At 32.6% G+C, this 20,477-nt stretch carries 15 protein-coding genes and 1 tRNA gene; 1 reads left to right on the top strand and 15 read right to left on the bottom strand.

What is annotated here, in order from left to right:
• Positions 1-18 precede the first annotated feature (18 nt).
• The 12 genes from SPJ17_RS08125 to SPJ17_RS08180 all read right to left on the bottom strand — a co-directional run bounded on the left by SPJ17_RS08125 (position 19) and on the right by SPJ17_RS08180 (position 14,624).
• A complete protein-coding gene (locus SPJ17_RS08125) occupies positions 19-2,910 on the bottom strand; it encodes an insulinase family protein (RefSeq protein ID WP_321094585.1) in 2,892 nt (963 codons plus the stop codon).
• 77 nt (positions 2,911-2,987) lie between these two features.
• Positions 2,988-3,497 carry a YbjN domain-containing protein gene (locus SPJ17_RS08130; RefSeq protein ID WP_321094586.1) on the bottom strand — a complete coding sequence of 170 codons (510 nt, stop codon included), beginning with the start codon at positions 3,495-3,497 and terminating at the stop codon, positions 2,988-2,990.
• A 6-nt stretch (positions 3,498-3,503) separates the two neighbouring features.
• Positions 3,504-6,158: an AAA family ATPase gene (locus SPJ17_RS08135; protein WP_321094588.1), complete on the bottom strand. Its 2,655-nt coding sequence runs from the start codon at positions 6,156-6,158 to the stop codon at positions 3,504-3,506.
• Position 6,159: 1 nt separating this feature from the next.
• On the bottom strand, positions 6,160-7,215 hold the full coding sequence (locus SPJ17_RS08140; protein ID WP_321094589.1) for a metallophosphoesterase: 1,056 nt from the start codon (positions 7,213-7,215) through the stop codon (positions 6,160-6,162).
• Positions 7,216-7,315: 100 nt separating this feature from the next.
• Positions 7,316-7,972, bottom strand: coding sequence for an HAD family hydrolase (locus SPJ17_RS08145; protein WP_321094591.1), 657 nt, complete (start codon positions 7,970-7,972; stop codon positions 7,316-7,318).
• 5 nt (positions 7,973-7,977) lie between these two features.
• Positions 7,978-9,111 (bottom strand): hypothetical protein, encoded by a 1,134-nt coding sequence (locus tag SPJ17_RS08150; protein WP_321094593.1) that lies wholly within the window; start codon positions 9,109-9,111, stop codon positions 7,978-7,980.
• A 96-nt stretch (positions 9,112-9,207) separates the two neighbouring features.
• Positions 9,208-10,044: a tRNA 2-thiocytidine biosynthesis TtcA family protein gene (locus tag SPJ17_RS08155; RefSeq protein WP_321094595.1), complete on the bottom strand. Its 837-nt coding sequence runs from the start codon at positions 10,042-10,044 to the stop codon at positions 9,208-9,210.
• A 55-nt stretch (positions 10,045-10,099) separates the two neighbouring features.
• Positions 10,100-10,173, bottom strand: a tRNA-Thr gene (locus tag SPJ17_RS08160).
• Positions 10,174-10,259: 86 nt separating this feature from the next.
• Positions 10,260-10,823, bottom strand: a complete 564-nt coding sequence (locus tag SPJ17_RS08165) for a flavin reductase family protein (RefSeq protein ID WP_321094597.1) — start codon at positions 10,821-10,823, stop codon at positions 10,260-10,262.
• Between the two features lie 125 nt (positions 10,824-10,948).
• Positions 10,949-13,414, bottom strand: a complete 2,466-nt coding sequence (locus tag SPJ17_RS08170) for a heavy metal translocating P-type ATPase (RefSeq protein WP_321094599.1) — start codon at positions 13,412-13,414, stop codon at positions 10,949-10,951.
• The gene (locus tag SPJ17_RS08175) at positions 13,414-13,707 is read right to left on the bottom strand and encodes a metal-sensing transcriptional repressor (protein WP_321094601.1); all 294 of its coding nucleotides are present in this window, start codon (positions 13,705-13,707) and stop codon (positions 13,414-13,416) included. Before SPJ17_RS08175 ends, SPJ17_RS08170 begins: the two co-directional genes overlap by 1 nt.
• A 125-nt stretch (positions 13,708-13,832) precedes the next feature.
• Positions 13,833-14,624 carry a hypothetical protein gene (locus SPJ17_RS08180; protein WP_321094604.1) on the bottom strand — a complete coding sequence of 264 codons (792 nt, stop codon included), beginning with the start codon at positions 14,622-14,624 and terminating at the stop codon, positions 13,833-13,835.
• Between the two features lie 81 nt (positions 14,625-14,705).
• On the opposite strand from SPJ17_RS08180, the gene SPJ17_RS08185 reads away from it, so the two are divergent.
• Positions 14,706-15,356 carry a pseudouridine synthase gene (locus SPJ17_RS08185; protein ID WP_321094606.1) on the top strand — a complete coding sequence of 217 codons (651 nt, stop codon included), beginning with the start codon at positions 14,706-14,708 and terminating at the stop codon, positions 15,354-15,356.
• A 30-nt stretch (positions 15,357-15,386) separates the two neighbouring features.
• Here SPJ17_RS08185 and SPJ17_RS08190 read toward each other — a convergent pair whose 3' ends face one another.
• The 3 genes from SPJ17_RS08190 to SPJ17_RS08200 form a co-directional block, all read right to left on the bottom strand.
• Positions 15,387-16,373 carry a TrkA C-terminal domain-containing protein gene (locus tag SPJ17_RS08190; protein ID WP_321094608.1) on the bottom strand — a complete coding sequence of 329 codons (987 nt, stop codon included), beginning with the start codon at positions 16,371-16,373 and terminating at the stop codon, positions 15,387-15,389.
• Between the two features lie 73 nt (positions 16,374-16,446).
• The gene (locus tag SPJ17_RS08195; protein WP_321094610.1) at positions 16,447-19,371 is read right to left on the bottom strand and encodes a glycoside hydrolase family 2 TIM barrel-domain containing protein; all 2,925 of its coding nucleotides are present in this window, start codon (positions 19,369-19,371) and stop codon (positions 16,447-16,449) included.
• A 105-nt stretch (positions 19,372-19,476) separates the two neighbouring features.
• On the bottom strand, positions 19,477-20,412 hold the full coding sequence (locus SPJ17_RS08200) for a hypothetical protein (protein ID WP_321094612.1): 936 nt from the start codon (positions 20,410-20,412) through the stop codon (positions 19,477-19,479).
• Between the last annotated feature and the right edge of the window lie 65 nt (positions 20,413-20,477).

Consider the following 20,477-nt stretch of genomic DNA (forward strand, 5'->3'; position numbering starts at 1 on the left):
AAAAGAGCATTTCTGCTCTTATTTCTTTAATGGCCGAATGGTTTTAAACATATCCTTATTTTCATTAATCTTATTCGTATTACCAATGACGGTAATATTATAAGAAGACATAGCTTCTCTAAACCAGCTTGCAAATTCCTTAAAATCATCCTTTTTTATGGATAATACTTCTTTTCTATTCTTGCATCTTTCTTCTTCACTCAAGCCTCTTAAATAATTCGTTCTTGCAATTTGAGCCTTAGCCTTATTATGAAGTACTGCATCCATTCCACCAATCGTACCAATTTTAAATTTTAATAATTCCTCATCAGATGGATGAAAGCTTAAAACAAATTGATCTGCATTTTGATATACATCATTTGTAGATTTAATATTTGGATCTCTATAAGAGGTGAATCCAATGAGGCCGGATGGGTCGATATTCATCATACATCCATAGGCTCCACCATGGACTCTCACTTCCATCCATAAATAATCCATACTCATCGCATTTTGAAGTACACTTACACCGGCATTAAATTTACCACTAAATTTACCTACTCTAGAAACATAATTTACATCGATAGGTGCAGTAAATGCCTCATTTAAGACATTTTCCTTGAATACTTCATTAGGATAAGAAATACTATCCTTAAGGCTCATATAGGTCTCATCAAGATATGGAAGTATAGTTTTATAATCCTCAAAAGAACCAGTATATCCAACAATAAGATTTTCTTTAGAGAAGACCTTATCCTCTACTCTATATAGATTTTCAATGATTTCCTTCTTCTTATTTTCAAAATTAGAAACCAAATCCGAAATAAAATCAACATAAGAGATTCCACCTACAATATCCTTTTGATAGGAATTCTCATCAATATAGGATAAGGCTCTTTGCATAGCCATAACATGGCCTCTTGATATAATGGAATTCTCTAAATTGCTTTTTAGCATAGATAGATATTCAAATAATCTCTTCTCGTCATCAAATTTAACATCAAACATTAAATCAGAAACTAAGCTGAAGGCATCCTTGATATTCTTTGTTTGTGCACTAAAGCCAATGGAAAAATATAATAATGCTTCTTTGGTTTCATAATGCTTAAGAGGCATTACTTGGGCAACAACGCTACCTAAGGAATTTTGAATGAATTGATTAATATCCTTATAATGCATCTTAGATGTAGATAATTGCTTAAATAAATCCGCATATAAGGCTATGTATTTTAATTCATCACTTCTCATGTGAGAGATATTAAAATAATAGCTTACATAAGATATTTCATTTGTTGGATATTCACTAAATAATACTTTATATTTAGAATCCATTACCTCAAGCTTATAAGCCTCTGGTTTTGGATTAATATCCTCTAAGGATAATTTAGGTAGAGTATTAAGCGCTTCTAAAGAATCCTCTTTATTTTGGTATTCTGCTAAAGCCTTCGTAGATTTTACTAATTCTAAAAGTTCATCTTCACTTAAGGATTCCTTATAAGCCTTAAGCTTGCATTCAAGTTCAAGATTCTTTTCATCATTTACTGTCTCACTTGGAACTAATGCAACATAAGCCTTATGGTTATTCTTTAAAAGATATTTTTGAATGATTTCCTCAAAATAGCCTTTGTTTATATCTTCCTTTAATTCCTTATAATATTTTAATACAGAAATCTTAGAAAATGGGTCCTTATCATCATATAGGAAGCTTCCCATCATCGTAATCATGATATCTAAGCCTTGTGGGCTTCTTGGGGAGAAATTACGCTCTCTTTGGGCAAATTCAGCGTGATTTAATAAGGCAATTAAGGATTCCTTATCTAATCCATTCGATAGTATCTTTTGAAGCTCACTATCGATAATAGATACAAATTTATCTAAATCACATGCATTTGCATTTTCTGCAATAATGGATAGGATAGGCTGTAATACTCCATCGTCAAATAAGGAAGATACATCTACACCAATTTTTGCATCCAGCAAGGCTTGCTTAAGTGGTGCACCTGGTACATCAAATAATGCAGTTAAAAGAATAGAGGTAGCAATCATAAGCTTTGTGTCAAAAGTTGTAGGGAAAACAACATTATAGCTTAAATAGGTCTTATTGGATAAATCCGTCCCCTTATCTACGGGATAATAGGAAACAAGCTTTTTAGGCATATCAAATGGCTGCTGGAATTGCAATCTTGTATCAAAATCAATCTTATTAAATTTGGATAAATATTCGCTATCTAGCCACTCCATTCTTTCTTCCATATCAGAATTACCATAAATCATAATATAGGAATTGGATGGATGATAGAATTTCGAATGGAAATCCTTAAACTGACTGTAAGATAATTCAGGGATATATTTTGGGTCTCCACCAGATACAAAATGATATGCTGTATCTGGGAATAGGGCTTCTTCAATTTGGGAATATAAAACCTGAGTAGGGTCACTAAAGGCACCCTTCATTTCATTATATACAACACCGTTAATGGTAATAGGATCTTCTATATTCTCTAAATGATAATGCCATCCTTCTTGCTTGAATATTTCCTCATGATCATAGATTCTAGGAAAGAATACAGCATCCATGTATACATCCATCAAATTATGGAAATCCTTATCATTTTGGCTTGCAACAGGATACATTGTTTTATCCTCAAAGGTAAAGGCATTGATAAATGTGTTTAATGAGCTTTTTATAAGCTCAACAAATGGATCCTTCACAGGGAATTTCTTTGAACCACATAAAACAGAATGCTCAAGAATGTGAGTTAAGCCTGTGTTATTTATTGGAGGTGTTCTAAAGGCAATAGAAAATACCTTATTGTTATCCTCATTTTTAATCGTGCATACTCTTGCACCACTTTTCTTATGCTCATATAGGGTTACATTTGAGCTTATTTCTTCAATATATTTTTCTTCAATTTTTGTATAATTCTTCATATGTATAACCTCTTCAAAAAATATTATATATTCTGCTATTTATTACACTAAGAAAAGAACCACCCAAGTGGTTCTTCTTATCGCTTCTTCCTTAAAAGACTCATAAGCTCAGCCATATCCTCTTCAATAGAGGTATCCTTATGTGCTTTTTCAAACTCTAGATCAAAGGAGGTATCATAATCCTCCTTATAGATAGAATTATATAGATTTTCTATATATTCATAATCTAATTCCTTAATTGAGGTAAGAATATAATCGATACAGGTAATGACATTATCCTCTGTTACGAAGGTAGAGGCTTTAATAAATACGGAATCGTCTAACCTGTCATAATATGCCTTTAAAATTGTGGAATTCGCATTTAAGGCATTTAAAGCTTGGGGTATAGATTCTATAACCTCAGGGTTTTCCATAACGACCATAAAGGATAATAAATTCATAGATCTATGAATTGTGAAGGACGCATCTAAATCAAAGGAACCATAAGAAATCTTAAAAATGAAGGAAAATGTATCCTCATATACACTTTCTTCTACGTCAATACCCATTTCATCAAAATAGGTTAAAATATCACCATCTAATATCATACAAACCTACTTATTTATTTTTATGGTTCTTGGCTTAACCTTTGGCTCATCAGATTCAGGTTCTTGTCTTTTAATCACGATAGTCTTTTGCGTCTTAGGAGTTGCCTGTTGGACATCCTTTTTGATGGTTGTCGCATCAATCTTTCTTACCTGAGCTGGTCTTACATCCTGTGGTTTTACTCTAGTTAAATCCTCAAGTAGCTCATCTTCTATAGATAATCTCTTTGGACGCTCTGCATTAATTGGCTTTTTAGGCTCATCCTTTAATACACCCTCTCCAAGCATCTCCTTCACAGATGCACGAATTGGAGTAGGCTTTTGGAAGATTGGCCTTGTAACGGCATCAGGAATAGTCTTTTTATCCTCAGCCTTTACATGAATTTCTCTTGATTTATGACAAGCAAAATAAACGATTTGATATTGCTTGGAAATCGTTCTGATTAAGGCTTTACATAATTCTAGCTTTTCATCATCAAAGTTGACAAATGGATCATCTAGAATGATAAATGGCTTTTCCTGTGGATACAAGCAGTCAATTAAGGCAAGTCTCATGCATAAGGAAATGATATTTTGGTATCCTCTAGAATAAGAATCAATCCCCTTTAATCCACCCTCTGTCATAAATTGGAAATTGAAGTTTACATCAATACTGTAATCCTCTGTATCCTTAAGTAATAAAGAGATGTATTTATTTACAGAATCCTTCATTGGCTTAACATATTTTTCAAGTAAGCAATTCTGAGAATGTGTTAAATAATCCATAGATAGATTTAATAATCTATATTCCTCTTCCATAATGCGAATATCAATTTCAACGTTTTCTCTTTCGGAATTATATTCATCAAGCATTGCGATTTCATTTTCGTATTCTGCACATTTATTAAGTAGGGTTGTCTTTTCACTATTTAATTCATCAATCTTTAAATCAATATCTGCAATCTTTTGATTTTCCTCTTCGATAGAGAAGTTTGCATCATCAATAACATCCAGCTGGTTCATGGAAATAAAGGTCTTAAGTAAGGATTCCTTTTCAGAAAGCTGATCCTCAATTTCCTTTTTCTTTCTTAGATGGGTATTGAGCTCACCAATTTTTTCTTCTGTTGTTAGTGCTGTAGCTGAAGAATTAAATTGACCTAAGAAATGCTGAATTGCATTTTCGAGCTCTTTAATTTTATTTTCTAAATCCTTATTCTCTCTTGAAATATCATTAAAATCATCCTGAGCATCCTTATATCTTTGGATGTTCGCACGAACAATGAACATATTGTTTGTGAAATTCGATGAATATAAATGATATCTTGCGAAGAATTCTCTTAATTCCTCCTCAAGATGAATCTTTTCATAATCGTAAGATTTTACCTGTCCACCTACCGCAAGAGCATTATTTTGGCTATTATTCACTAAGAAGGCGGCAAGTGCGCCAATATAACCTAAAATAGCCAAGATGGAAATTGCAATACCTGCAATAGAGAAGCCCTGCTGACTCTCTTTTCCCATGAAAAATCCAACAATAAATAAGGCAACACCTACAATAATTAAAACGGATGAAACAACGGTTAATGCAATACCAAGCTTTGGCTTTTTTCTTTCCTTAACGCTTGTATCATGAGCCTGTATAACACTTTTAATATTGTTATACTTCATGATTTGATCTGTGATATGATCTAGGGTTTCCTCATCAGGAATTTCCGTTAGATTTAAATCCTTTTCAAGCTTTTCGATTTTCATTGAGGCTCTATTATTGCTCTTTTTAACCTCATATTGTGTTCTTAAGCTTTGTAATTCTTTGTTTTTACTTCTATATTCTAAAACCTCTTCTTGGGTAACATCATGACCGTTAAATACGAAATTGTTTTCTTCTAAAAGCTTCTTTGTATATTTAATATCCTCTTCATATTTTGCAACTACCTCAAGCTTAGCTCTTTTATCCTGGCTCTTCGTAAAGTTTAAAATACGATTATTGATATTCTTCTTTTCATCATTTAAGATGTGAATTTCCTCATTAATTTGGGAAATTTGATTTTGAAGGATTGGTAATCCTTCCATTCTCTTATTGACTTCCTCAATTTCATCTTCGATTTGAGCAAGCTCCATCTTCTTATCTACAATAAGACCCTTTTTCGAATTAAGCTTTAATTCCTTAGCCTTTTTTGATAGGATTTCAATGGCCTCCTCAAAGGATTGAGAATCATCGGTACCACCAATTAAATTGGCAAGCTTTGCTTCAATATCGGAATTGAAGCCTTCGTTTAAATCCTTTTGCGGAATAAATACACTTCTTTCAAAGGAAGCTTCATTTAAATTCAGAATAGCCTCACCAATGTTAGAACCAAATTTATCGATAGGAAATCCACTTTGTAAATCGTATACTCGAATCGTATCTAGAGTGGATTTTGAGGTTGAGAATTGCCTTTCAATACGGTAATTTCTACCACTGGCCTCTAAAATCAAATATCCACCAAAGCTTGATACATTCTTCCATGGAGAATATAGAGTTCTTTCTGTTTTATTTAATCCATATAGCATAGATTTAATAAATACAGTTAAAGTTGTTTTTCCCCAGCCATTTTCCTCATATAAGGAATTTAAGGTCTTAGAAAAATCAAAGGAGTAATCGGAAAGCTTACCGAAGTTATCTATATATAAACTAATGAGCTTCATATTAGATTTCCTCCTTCATTAAGGCTTTAATACCATATTCAATTATTCTATTTTTATCATCTTCCGATAACTTAGATGCTAGCACATTTCTTATGAATTCACCCTTAAGAGAAATATCATTTTCATATTCCTTAGGATTAATTCTAAGTCTAGATTCATCCGATACTCTAGCAAAATAATATTGCTGATTTAAGGATCGCTCTAAAAGCTCATTTTGCTTAATTAAGGATAAATCATATTCACCAACTAATCGTATTCGAATCATATCAGATTGTGGGATATCTGTAAGCTTTAAGGTTACATTTCTTCTAATTTCAACCCAGGAATCACAATTCGTAATATCCACCTTTATATCATGTAATATTCTTTTGGAGAAAGGAATAAATTTAGATTCAATAGAAGAATCTGTAATATCGAGTAACACAAATCCCTTTGGGCCTTCCTCATCAAAGCCTCTACCCTCAAGGCATCCAGGATATACCCAAATACCTCTATCATCTAACTTACCCCTTTGGTATTTATGTAAGTGGCCTAAAGCTAAATAATCGATATTTCTTTCCTTTAGCATAGATAGTGGAATCGAATTGAGATTTGTAATATCTCCATGAAGCATTACAATATTCTTTTTACTTCTATTTAAGCATAAATTATCATATAGTGCAGGTGAAATGCCCTCACCACTAATACCTGTTATATCCACATTTTTAAAGGATATGGTTTCCCACTTGTCTTTAAAAATATGAAGATTCGATGGTAATCCCATAGGATGCTCTTGGAACATATTAAAATCATGATTCCCATAGATGAATAAAAATTGAATCATAGGTGCGTCTTCGATGATTCCTAAAATATATTCTCTTGTTTTTGCTGAAATTTTAGGTCTGTCAAATAAATCTCCAGAAATTAATATAGCTTCAACATTATTGTTCTTTGCATAATTAATTAAATTATCAAAGGATAGTAAAAGCTCACGCTTTCTTTCCTTTGCTTTTACTGGATCTAAATTTGTTTCAAGCCTTGAATCTAAGTGCAAGTCAGCAGTATGAATGATTTGCATAAAGATCCCTCCTTCAAAAATGTTCTATTATATATATTATATAATACTTCTTTCAAGAATTCACTATGAAAGAAAAAGAAAAAGGGGATTTTGAAATCCCCTATAACACTTTCGCAAGCTCCTCCATCTTCATATAGGCTATGGAATTGTTTTTTAACATTTCTTCCTTATTTTTTGAACTATGTTCATCATAGATGGATATGCAATCTATGCCATATTCCTTTGCACCTATAACATTTGACAAGGAATCATCAATCATTAAAATATCTTCCTTAGAGATATTATATTTTAATCTTACATATTCCATTGCACTACCATTACCCTTAGATAGAGTTTCATGGTTATAAACCGATATGACATCATGAAAATATTCCTTTATGCCTAAGGCTTTCATAGATAAATTTAGGATATGATCTCCTGATGCGGATAATACGACAATAATCTTATTTAAGGATTTAAGTTTAGATAAAACATCTAAGGAGCCCTTCTTTAAGGGAACCTTAGGATACATATAATCTACATATTCATCTATACCCTTCATAATCTCGTCTATCGTCATAGGCAAATGATATTCTTCCTTTATAAGCTCTGCACAATAAAGGTCTGTAAATATAGGAATTCTTTCATCTAAATCCTCCTTAGGAGTATATCCTAGATATCTTATATAGCTTGATGCAGAATCCCTCCACATAGGCATAGAATCAATTAGACAGCCATCATAGTCTAAAATATATAATTTATATTTTCTTAAATCCATTTTTATTACTTATTTAATTCCTTAGCTAATTCAACAATTTCTTGTCTATTTTCTTCTGTTAGTGCACTTCTGATTGTAACGGTTCTTGGAATTAATACGATATTCTTAAAATTCAAGGTAATGAATTCTAAAATAAGCTTCTTTACCTGTGGTGACCACGAGCCATTTTCAATGATGGCAATGGTTCTATTTTGATATCCTCTTTCCTTAAGTGCATGTAAGAAATCAAGCATCTTTGGGAAAATATCACTACAGTAGGTAGTTGTAGCTAAAACTAAATATTTGTTTTCAAATGCCCCCTCGATTGCCTCATGGAAATCATCTCTTGCAAGGTCAAAAATATCATATTCCTTAGTTAAATTCGAAGCTAAAAGCTCTGCAGCCTCCTTAGTATTACCATATACAGAGGTATAGCAAATCGTAACTGCATCTGCCTCAGGCTCATACTTACTCCAAATATCATATAAATGAATATAATAATCTAAATTCGAATCTAATACTGGTCCATGTAGTGGACGAATCACCTTAAGTGGAGTGCCCGCAAGCTTCTTAAGTAGATTTTGTACCGGTACACCGAATTTACCAACGATACCAAAGTAATATCTTCTTGCCTCACATGCCCATCCCTCTGGGTCATCAAAATCTAAGGCACCAAATTTACCAAATGCATCCGCACTATATAAGCACTCATCATAGGCATCATAGCTCATCATTACCTCTGGCCAATGTACCATTGGTGCAAAAACAAATTTTAAGGAATGCTTACCTAAGGATACTACATCTCCTTCTTTCACAAGCTTTTGCTTGAAGGTAAAGCCTGGGAAGAATTGATGAATCATCTTAAATGTTGCTTGATTACCAATAACCTCTATATTCGGATATTCTTCAACTAAAGCCTTTATGGATGCCGAATGGTCAGGCTCCATATGATCTACAACTAAATAATCCGGCATACGACCCTCTAGTGCATCCTTAAGCTTTGCTAGGAATTCATCCTTAAAATGAATATCCACTGTATCCATAATTGCAATTTTTTCATCTAAAATTAAATAGCTATTATAGCTAATTCCTTCTGGAACTACAAATTGACCTTCAAATAAGTCTATTTTTCTATCATTAACGCCAATATATTTTACCATAATTTTCACCATACCTTTCATATCCATTATACCATAAGGATTCATGGAAAGTATATTAATTTTTTAAAATAAAAGCTTGGTTTTTTTACCAAGCAATTATTCCTCTTCGTCATATTCCTCTAAAAAGGAATGCTTAACTCCATCCTTTTTAAATCCAATAATCTTATTCATATTTACATTCGAGGCTGCAGAAAAGATATTCTTTTCTACATTTTGATTATAATTCTTCTTTAATTCCTGAATCAAAAGCTTTGTCGTTAATCTTTTGCTTGCATTAATCTCACCATCTACAGATGAAGCCTCTGTAAATCTACAAGCACACATAATGAATCTTAAATCATTCGCCTTTGCCCAAGCCTTTACATCATTTTCTCTAATCAAATATAATGGACGAATTAGTTCCATCCCCTCATAGTTATCGCTATGTAGCTTTGGAAGCATCGTTTGAAAGGAACCCGCATTGAGCATATTCATTAAAATAGTTTCAATGACATCATCGTAATGATGTCCTAAGGCAATTTTATTACAGCCTAAATTCTTAGCAAGCTTATATAATGCACCTCTTCGCATCTTAGCACATAAATAGCATTGATTCTTCTCTTGATTATTTGCGATCTCAAAAATATCGGTATCAATGATTTCAGCTGGGATATTTAATATTTCTATATTCTTTTTAATTTGATTTAGATTCATTTCATTGTAGCCAGGATTCATAACCAAATACTTAACCTCAAATTCAAAATCGGAATGTCTTTTTAATTCCTGGAAAAGCTTTGCCATTAGCATAGAATCCTTTCCGCCAGAAATACAAACACAAATTTTATCATTAGGCTTGATAAGCTCATATTCCTTAACGGCCTTAATAAAGGGAGCCCATAACCTTCCTCTATATGTTTTTATAATTGATCTTTCAATTTCTTGATATCTTTCCATAGTATCACCTTAAATCTTTGAAAAAGAAAAACGGCAAATGCCGCTATCATTAAAATGGTGCTTCTTGCCGGGGTCGAACCAGCCTTTCAGCCTTACCATGGCCGCGTACTACCGATGTACTAAAGAAGCAAGCATATATACTATATCATAAAGTACATCGAAATTAAAACAAAATTTTTATAAAATTTGAAATTGAACATAAAAACACATTTATTTTATTTTTTCTTCTTTTTAACCGAATAGCCAAACTTACCTAAATATTCTCCAAGTCCATAATATTCTCCATGAGAATAGGTAATTACATTTGCCTTCTTTAAATCAAATTTACCCTTGTCATCCATATAGGAATTTTCGATAGTAACCCCTAAAATATCCGCTAAAATCATATCGTGAGATCCAAGCGGAATAATCTCTCTTACCTTACATTCAATATTGACTGGAGATTCACTAATGGATGGAGCCTTAACATATTTTGATTCTATTGCAGTTAAGCCTAAATCCTTAAATTTATCTGTATCCTTACCCGATTTTACTCCTGCATAATCTGTCGCAAAGGCTAAATCCTTCGTCGTTAAATTTACGACAAATTCCTTATTTTCTACAATAAAAGGATAGGAATACCTTTCCTTTCTTACAGAAATATAAAGCATTGGTGGATTTGTACATACAGTACCACACCAAGCAACGGTAAATACATTTTTATTTTCCATTGTACCAACACTAACTAAAACTGCAGGTACAGGATATAGCATATTTCCGCCCTTCCAATATTCCTTCATAGGATACCTCCATAATTCACTTAACAATTTAAATTCTATTTGAATTAGATAAAATTTTCAAGTATGAAATATTTCGTGAGTATAGTAAAATGGGCTATTAAGACAAACGAAATAGCCCATTTTTATTATCTAGGATCATATCCTGCTTCTTTAATTACATTCTTTAATGTTTCCTCTTTCACATCACCAGTATAGGTTACAGTAACATTTTTATCCTCTAAGGATGCTACTGCAGATTCTACGCCAGAAACATTTTTACAAGCCTCTTCCACATGTGCTTTACAATGCTTACACATCATACCATCAACACCAATAACGAATGTAGCCATTTTATTTTCCTCCTTTTCTTGACTTTCTATTACCAAATCCTTATTTCTTTTTACCTTAAAGAAATTAATAGATAAAGCATTTAATACAACACAAACCGAGGAAATGGACATTGCAATCGATCCATATTCTGGCTTCATGATGAATCTCCCGTTTGTTAAATGATAGAGGATACCTGATGCGAATAAAACACAAATTAGGTTATAAAAGAATGCCCAAAATAAGCCAAGCTTGATGGTATTTAGTGTTCTTTTCGATAGCCTTATTGCGTTTACTACATCCATTAAATCATTTCTCACAAGAACAATATCTGAAGACTCTTCTGCTGCATCAGACCCAGCCCCAATGGCAATACCTAAATCCGAGGTAGCTAAAGCGATTGTGTCATTTACTCCATCTCCAACCATAGAAACAAGCTTACCATTCCTTTTAAGGTCTTTAATGATAGAAGCCTTATCCATAGGTAATACCTCGCTAATGCAATTTTCTATACCTAAAGATTTTGAAATAGCAATAGCTGTTCTTTTATTATCTCCTGTAAGCATGATAACTTCAATGCCCATATTTTTAAGCTCTTGTATCGCATCCTTTGAGCCCGTCTTTATTTCATCTCTTAAGGCTATAATACCTAAGAATTCATGATTTCTTAAAACATATAATATGGTTTTACCTTCATCCTCAAGGTTTCTATAATCCTCTATCTCTAATCCTGCGCCTTTTTTATTTCCAATATAATATTCATTTCTATCATAAGTGCCTATAATACCCATTCCATCTATAGCCTTATAATTAGAAATCGTATGCTTATTTAAGCCCTTTTTCTTTGCATATTCCTCTATTGCAATAGATAAAGGATGATTCGATAATGCTTCTATAGAATATACAATTTCTAATGTTGCATCATCAATTGTAATATCTGTAACCTCAGGTCTACCCTTAGTTATAGTACCTGTCTTATCGAATACAACTGTAGATATCTTACCTGTTCTTTCTAATATTTCCGCATTCTTTATAATTAAGCCCTCCTGTGCACCCTTACCTGTCGATACCATTATAGCAACAGGGGTTGCAAGACCTAGGGCACAAGGACATGCAATAACAATTACTGTAATTGCGTAATTCAGTGCTACCTCAAAAGCACTTGTTGTTACATAGGGTGGTTGATTAAAGTATACAAATAAGAAATTCCCTATAAATACTAAAATAGAAATCATAAAGATTGTGGGTACAAAGATACTAGATATCTTATCCGCAAGCTTTGAAATAGGTGCTTTAGAATTCGCTGCTTCCTCAACTAAGGAAATAATCTTAGAAAATGAGGTATCTATACCAACCTTTTCTGCTTCCATTTCAATATAGCCAGATTCTAAGATGGTAGAGGAATATAAATAATCTCCTACTTTCTTATATACAGGAATGGATTCTCCTGTAATATTCGCTTGGTTCATGCTTCCCTCGCCCTTTATAATCTTACCATCAACAGGAACTAAGTCTCCTTTTTTTACAACTAAAATATCATGAACCTTAACTTCCTCAAGTGGAATAGCTTTTATAGTATTATCCTTTAAAATAGAAGCATTCTTAGGCGCAAGAGCATATAATGCCTCTAAGGATTTTGTCGTTTTTCTTTTCGATAAATTCTCTAAATATTTTCCCAAGCTTACAAAGACTAAGATCATACCTGCAGCCTCAAAATAAAGGCTCATATGAAGCATTTTAGAATCACTTGGATCATAGGCAATAGAAAATAACGCATAAATACTATAGGCCATAGATGCTGTTGCACCTACAGCAATTAAAGAATCCATTGTAGGTCCCTTAAATAATTTTTTATAGCCTCTTATGAAATAGCCTCTATTCATAAATAAAATAGGTAAAACCAAAAGAAACTGTATAAGGGCAAAGCCCATTTTAGATTCATGCATATCAAAGATAGGAGGTGCAGGAAAATCCCACATCATAACTCCCATAGAAAAATACATAAGGATAATTAAAAAGATAATGGATAGAATTAAATCTCTTAAGGAATGATCCTCTATTTTCTTCTTTTCCTCCTTAGGTAGCATTATAGAATAGCCTGCCTTTTTAACTGCATCCTCTATATTTGTTATAGTACATTTTGCTTCATCAAAGGTAACATCCATCGTATTTTGAAGTAGATTTACATTTACATTTTCAATTCCATCTAAGGCCTTAATAGCCTTTTCTACATGACTTTGGCAGGCCGCACAGGTCATTCCACCAACATTAAATTTCTTCTTCATTATTGGAACCTCTTTACTAAATCAATGATTTCATCAATGATTCCATAATCCTTATTTTCTATATGCTCAATTAAGCATGTATGCATATGTGAATCTAAAACGACATTGGCAAGGCTTTTAATCGATTTATCTATTGCAGATAGCTGAATCAATACATCATTACAATATCTATTTTCTAAAACCATATTTTTCACGCCATTTAATTGACCAATAATACGATTAATTCTTGTTGTAATTTCTTTTTTTTCTTCATCTGTTCTGATCTTTATATCTTTTTTTTCACAGCATGACATGATATCACCTTCCACAACTAGTATATACCCCCTAGGGGTATCTGTCAAGCTAAAAGAATGTATTCGAGACTACCAAAAATGGGAATTTACACCATTAGAGAATGTTGTCAACGAGAGAAAAGAAATTAAATGGCGTCATTAAAATTGTTACCTTTCGCATCTTCTTTCACTTTGTCTTTAAAGCATAAAAATAAAATGAAGCATACGGCAATTAAGAAATACAAAATGGATAATAGGATTGCAGTAGATATGGGTGTATTACTGTTTAATGCAAAATAGGATGGAATAGTCGTATACCCAAAGAATCCAAAGAATAGCATTGGAGTAATTACTGCATTTTCTTTTGTTACGAAATATCCAGTTAATGCTCCAATACCTATGGCTTCCATAATATACATAAGCATAATGTACCATAGAAAGCCATTATGATATAGGATGGTTGTACCTAGATATAATAGAATACCAATGGCTGTAATAATAGGATTCTTAAACTTAGGTATATGAAAATAGGTTAGGGATTTTATGGTTAATGTAACACATAAAACCTTGCTTGCATTTCTTAAAAATTTACCGAGTAGGAAATCTAGGGCAATAAGCTCAAGGGTTGGTCTATAGGAATAATCCCCAAAATGGCCTATAAATTCTATAAATAAGCCCACAAGCAATGCGATTAAAAATATAATTCCATATTTTGTGATCATACCAATTTCTAATCTTTTAAAATAACCTAATATACCCATAGTAATAAGCGCTAAAATAAAGAATATAGCTGAATTCACAATTAAGACTAAATTCGGTGTACCAAGATTACCTAAGGTACCATGAACAAACCATGTAGCAGGGTATAAAAAGAAATTAAAAATCAAATAAATAATACCAAGAAATAAGCCTATGGAAGGCTTTATATATTGCTTCATAAAATCACATCCTTATTTAAATCAATTCAATTATACTATATTTTCAAATTAAATGGTAAAATAATTATGTGAGGAATATCTATGAGATTATATAGCATTCTTAAGAATAGTCTTAAGCTAACAAAAAAAGAATTAAATGAATATGTTGTGAATCATAGGATTACAGTAAATGGAGAGAAAGTCCCCTTTACTTCTATTATAGAAGATATAGATATCGTAGAAATTGATGGAAAAAGAATTCAAGCTATACCCTTCTATTATTACCTATATTATAAGCCAAGAGGTGTATTATCCACGATTTCAAAGGATCCTAGAAGCTATATTCATCAAATTAATTTACCACACAAGGTTTCACCTGCCGGTAGATTAGATAAGGATAGTGAAGGCTTAATGATTTTATCTAACGATGGTAAATTCTTAAATGAAATTACAGGGGATGCCTCTATTTTGGATAAGGAATATATTGTAAAGGTAAAATATAAAATTACAAACGAATTTATAGAATCTATGAAAAAGTCCTATTCTATGGATGGTAAAATGACAACACCAGCTAAGGTATCCAAAATAGATGATTATACCTGCAAAGTCATTCTATATGAAGGAATATATCATCAAATTAGAAGATTAGTTAAGAATTCCTCTAATTTGGTTATCGAATTAAAAAGATGCCGTATTGGAAATTACCATTTAGGAAATATGGCACCAAATGAACTTATTGAATTTAAGCCCTAAGGGGCTTTTTTTAATAGAAAAAAATAGGCATTATTTGCCTATTTCATCTTGATTTTTACTAGCAAAGGCTTCTTTTATTCTTTGGTATGAGCCAAAGACTACAATGGTATCACCCTTTTGAAGCATTGTAGATGCTTGAATTGGGATGAATTGTTCCTTCCTCTTTATCGTTAATAAGTTAATATTATAATTTAATTTTAATCCACTTTCGTATAAGCCCTTATCCTTAAGGAATTCAGGAAGCTGATTTAATTGAATTTCCGTCATTACCTCATCCCCATATTCTTCGATGAGTTCGATGACATTTTTCTTAGTTTCTTTAACCTTCTTGGTGAAGCAATTCTTAATACCAGAAAATGAACCAAAGATTACTAAGGAATCCTTCTTTTTGAAAATAGTATCCTTTGTAACATCTATAATTTTTCCGTTACGCTTACACATCAAAATATTTATTTTATATTTATCCTTAATCTTACTATCGACAACGGTTGTATCTACCATAAATTCAGGTACACGATTCAAATAAACCTCTACCATGGCATCCTTGCCATAATTATCTAATAATGTAATAATATTTTCACTATTATTTCTTCTTAATACGACATGTGCGATAGCGCCAATAAGCTTTTCAAATAATCTTTTAAAAATTGGAATTTGCGTAATAATTAAAAGTAAGATAAAGATTCCAAAGGCAATAAAAATCCATTTGTAATTATCCTCTTGGCTTTGTGTAGATACCTTCATGAATACATTGATCAATAACGATACAATTACTACGGAAAAGCTATAGCCTGAAATCATTGCAGCAATCGCAATTCTTCTTCTTAAGCGATCGGAAGTAATAACCTCGCTTTCACCCGTTGTGAATCCACAATTGGTAAGCAAAGAAATTGCTTGAAAGGATGCTTTTTCTTTTGTTAGTCCTGTAATACGGAATAACATTGAGAATATTTCTATTAAAATGACATAAATAATTATGAACACCATAATTAAGATTACGGATGTCATTAAATCCATATTACACACTTCCCTTAACGCTAATATTATAAAGGAAACATCACCAATTTAAAAGAGAATTATCTCTTTTTTGTTACTCATTTTTATACCAGGATATAATAAATTTTAATTTGTAAGGTACGGATGCGCTAAAGCAATGCTCCTTTAATGTATTTGGTCCACAGGAGCCTGTACCAATTCCCATTTGGAATTTTGAAATGGTAACGTATGTACCACTTCTTACCTCATCACTTCTATGCGTCATTTTGGTAAGTTCCATATCGGAATATGGTTTAATGCCTAAATTGAAGGCCTCATCTACAGCACTAAAGCGGAAGGTGACCTTGCCGTTTGATACTTCTACATATCTTGTATCCATACGGTTTCCAGATTCCTGAGGCTTAATATTATTTTCAACCATATCGAAAACGTGAGAATGGCATAAGGAAATTTTAGAATGTTCTACCATATCCATATAGGATTCCTTATCTCTACCATAATAAGTGACATCATCAAAGGTAGAATCCAGCTTAAAGGCCTTACCAAATCTTGGTAAGTTACCTGATGCATTTATAGGCTTAATCTCGGATGTGACAAAAATACCCTCCTCACAGCCTCGATAGACATCCTCTACCTCAAAGGTATTCTTATTTGCAGTAATTAATGTTTTTACAACGCATTTTTCCTTTCCTATAAATACAGAGGTAATCTTTTCCTTTTCATCATACCACTTTGGCATCGTCTTATAGAAGAATCTTTCCTTATCGTTATCTGTACCTGCTCTAAACAATATAGTATATGGTGCGGACACAGAAACCTCACTACCCATAAATGTAAATTTAGGTACCCCATCCTCTATTCTAAAGCAATCTGGCAGTGGTGCTTTTTTCGGTTTATTTCTTATTTCTTCAGATAAAATGAGCTGTGTTTCATCCACAAGTCGATTCGTCTTAATTTCATAAATTTTCGCATTTAAGAAGCAATCTCCTTCGATATTTATATCCTCCAAAGGATAAATCTTCTTGCCAAATGGACGAACATCAGGAATTAAAGAATATTCCTTGCCATTGATTTCATAATCAATGCGATAGGCCTTCGCATTTGTGAAGGATAAGGTATTAAAGATGCGCAACTCACGCTCAGAGGCAAAATCAATACGAAGTGGTCTATAGGCATGCTTCATAATGTATGCACCCGTTGATGGCATACGATTCGGGTAGAATAAGCCATCACAGCAGAAATTCGAATCGTGTATCCATTCCCCATGGTCACCTCCATAGGTATAGGATCCATCCTCATGTAATACGGCATGGTCTACCATTTCCCAAATACAGCCACCCATAATATTATCGTATTTATAGAATACATCCATATAGCCCTCTAAATTACCTGGTCCTGTACCCATTGCATGCGCATATTCACATAGCCAATAAGGTCTATCATTAAATTTCTTTGTCTTACTTCTTTTTTCTCCAACTAATCTTACATTTTCTACTGTAGGATACATCTCAGATGCAATATCATAAGCCTTATATCTACCGTGTACTGCACCTTCATATTGTACAGGAATATCGCTTCTCTTTTTGATCCATTCGTACATAGCGTATGTATTCACACCATCTCCAGATTCATTTCCTAAGCTCCACATAATAATTGGAGTTTTTAAAAGCTTATCTCGATTATAATGTCTTTCTATACGATCAAGATAATGCTTCATCCAGCTTCTTTTATTCGATAAATAACTAAAATTAAAGAAAGGAGCCTGTGTTCTACATCCATGGGTCTCTAAATCACATTCATCGACAATATAAATACCTAATTCTGTGGCAAGCTCTATTAGGTATGGATCTGGCTGATAATGAGAGGTACGAATCGTATTTACATTATATTCCTTACATAATTTTAAATCCTGCTCAATTTCATCTAAGGTCATGGTATAGCCATTTACGGGAGATGTATCGTGGTGATTTACACCTTTGATTTTGATTTTCTTATTATTTAAATAATAGATGCAATCATCAATTTTAATATTCTTAAATCCAACCTTAGTATACACATAGGAATTTGGGATAGAAACGATTAAATCATAGGTTGTAGGCTTTTCTGCATTCCATTCAACAACCTTTAAATCCTTAAATTCAACACTGAGCTTTGAGTCTACGGTTGTACCTATAATATTCTTTTCAATACCATAGCCCGTTAAGGATACCTCAACATCTTTATTTTCATTACCGGATAAAGTGACTAATATGGTTGCAGTATATAGACCATTTTTATCCTTTTTGTATTTAAAATCGATATCCCAAATATCGCATGGATCCTCAACTCTTAATAAGACATCTCTAAAGATACCATTATTTCTAAACATATCCTGGCACTCTAAATAAGTACCCGTACACCATCTATGGACAATGCATACAAGCTCATTATTATCCATTTTAATTTTATCCGTTAAATCAAATTCACTTGTAATATGAGATTCCTCAGAATAGCCAACGAATTCACCATTTAAATATACCTCTATGCAGGAGCATACACCCAAGAAGGAAATAATATATCTTTTATCCTCTCTTGCTTTAAAGAAGGTACGATATAATCCTAAATGATTATATTCTCCCTCTGGTGCATGTATAAACCATGTCTCATAGGAAAAATATTTGGAAACGGGCTCCTTTGTAGGAATTTTTGGTGGCATAAATTTAAATGGATATCGGGCATTTAAATACATAGGCTTACCATAGCCATTATATTGCCAGCAGGATGGTACATCAAGCTTATCAAATTTGATTTCATCTGTATCAAATTCTAAAGGTAGGTCATTTGGGTTATCATAATAAGCAAAATCCCAAATACCATTTAAGCAAATGACCTTATCGGAATCATATCTTTTGTTTTTGATATCAATAGATAAAGCACTCTTCTTCTGTGAAAAAGGAATAAAGTAGCTTCTTGGTGGTAACCTGTTAACATCAATTGTATTAAAATCCTGATAATAGGCTAGAGCCTGTTTATATTTCATTTTTTGACACCCCCAAAAAATATAATATAGAATATTATAAATATTTTATCATAAATGAAAAGCCTACACAATGTAGGCCTAAAAAATATAACTCTATTATCGAAATTATTTCGTTCTTCCCTTTTCTTTACTTCTCTTGTCATTAATGATTTGCATTTCACGCTCTGTAATTAGCTTGCAGTTATTCTCGTTTGCCCAATTGACGCAGCCCTGTAAAACAAGCTTTAGGAATGGTCTTGGTACCTTAACGAGCATCTTAAGTGCATCGTCAGTGAATTGTACATCCGTTTGTAATCTTTCTGATGCATATCTTACACTCGATAAATCTACTTCTCTATCTGGAATACCAATAGCAATTGGCTTTTCAAAATCACTACACCAGAAGTATTTAGAATCTCTATAGCCCCAGTTCGTTGGAAGTGGCGCAAAATTCTTTTGGGTAACTCCATTGACTAAGGCATCATAATATTCTTCCTTTAATAAAATATGGTCTACCTTTAAAATAAAATGAGCACCAAATTTGGATGTGATTCCATTAAAATTATGATATGGTCCATTATATTCCTCTTCAACCTTATCATTTTCTGCCCCATCGAGCTCTCTTACCCAAGTGCATTCCATCACCTGAATTGCCTCATCTAAAATATATGGGAATTTTTCCTTAGGATTTAATTCCTCACTTTTTGATTTTACTGGGTGGAAGGCTGTTAAATTCTTCATTTTTTCAGAAGGTGTATCCCCTGGGAATCCCATGTGTACATGAGCCTCAAAATTCTTCTTAGAAAAAGGCATAAAATTAATCGTACATTTACCATGTCTTAAAATACCCTTAGCTGTATTTGAAGTATTTCTACACTCTAAAAGCATTGCATAATAATCCTTACCAGCAATATAGTATGGGAAAACTAAGGAATAGGCACCATAGCTTGTACCACTTCCATCCTCATTTAATGTTCCAATTAGGGTTAAAGGCATTGGAAAAAAGGATGAGGACTGATAAAAATTGTCCATTATACGTACATCTTTAAAATCTTTATTCATGTTAAAAATCTCCTTATTCTTTATTTAAGTATAGCACTTTTTAGATGATTTTTTACACAAAATAG

It is taken from the genome of Anaeroplasma sp. (assembly GCF_034179385.1).
Lineage (GTDB): Bacteria > Bacillota_I > Bacilli_A > Acholeplasmatales > Anaeroplasmataceae > Anaeroplasma.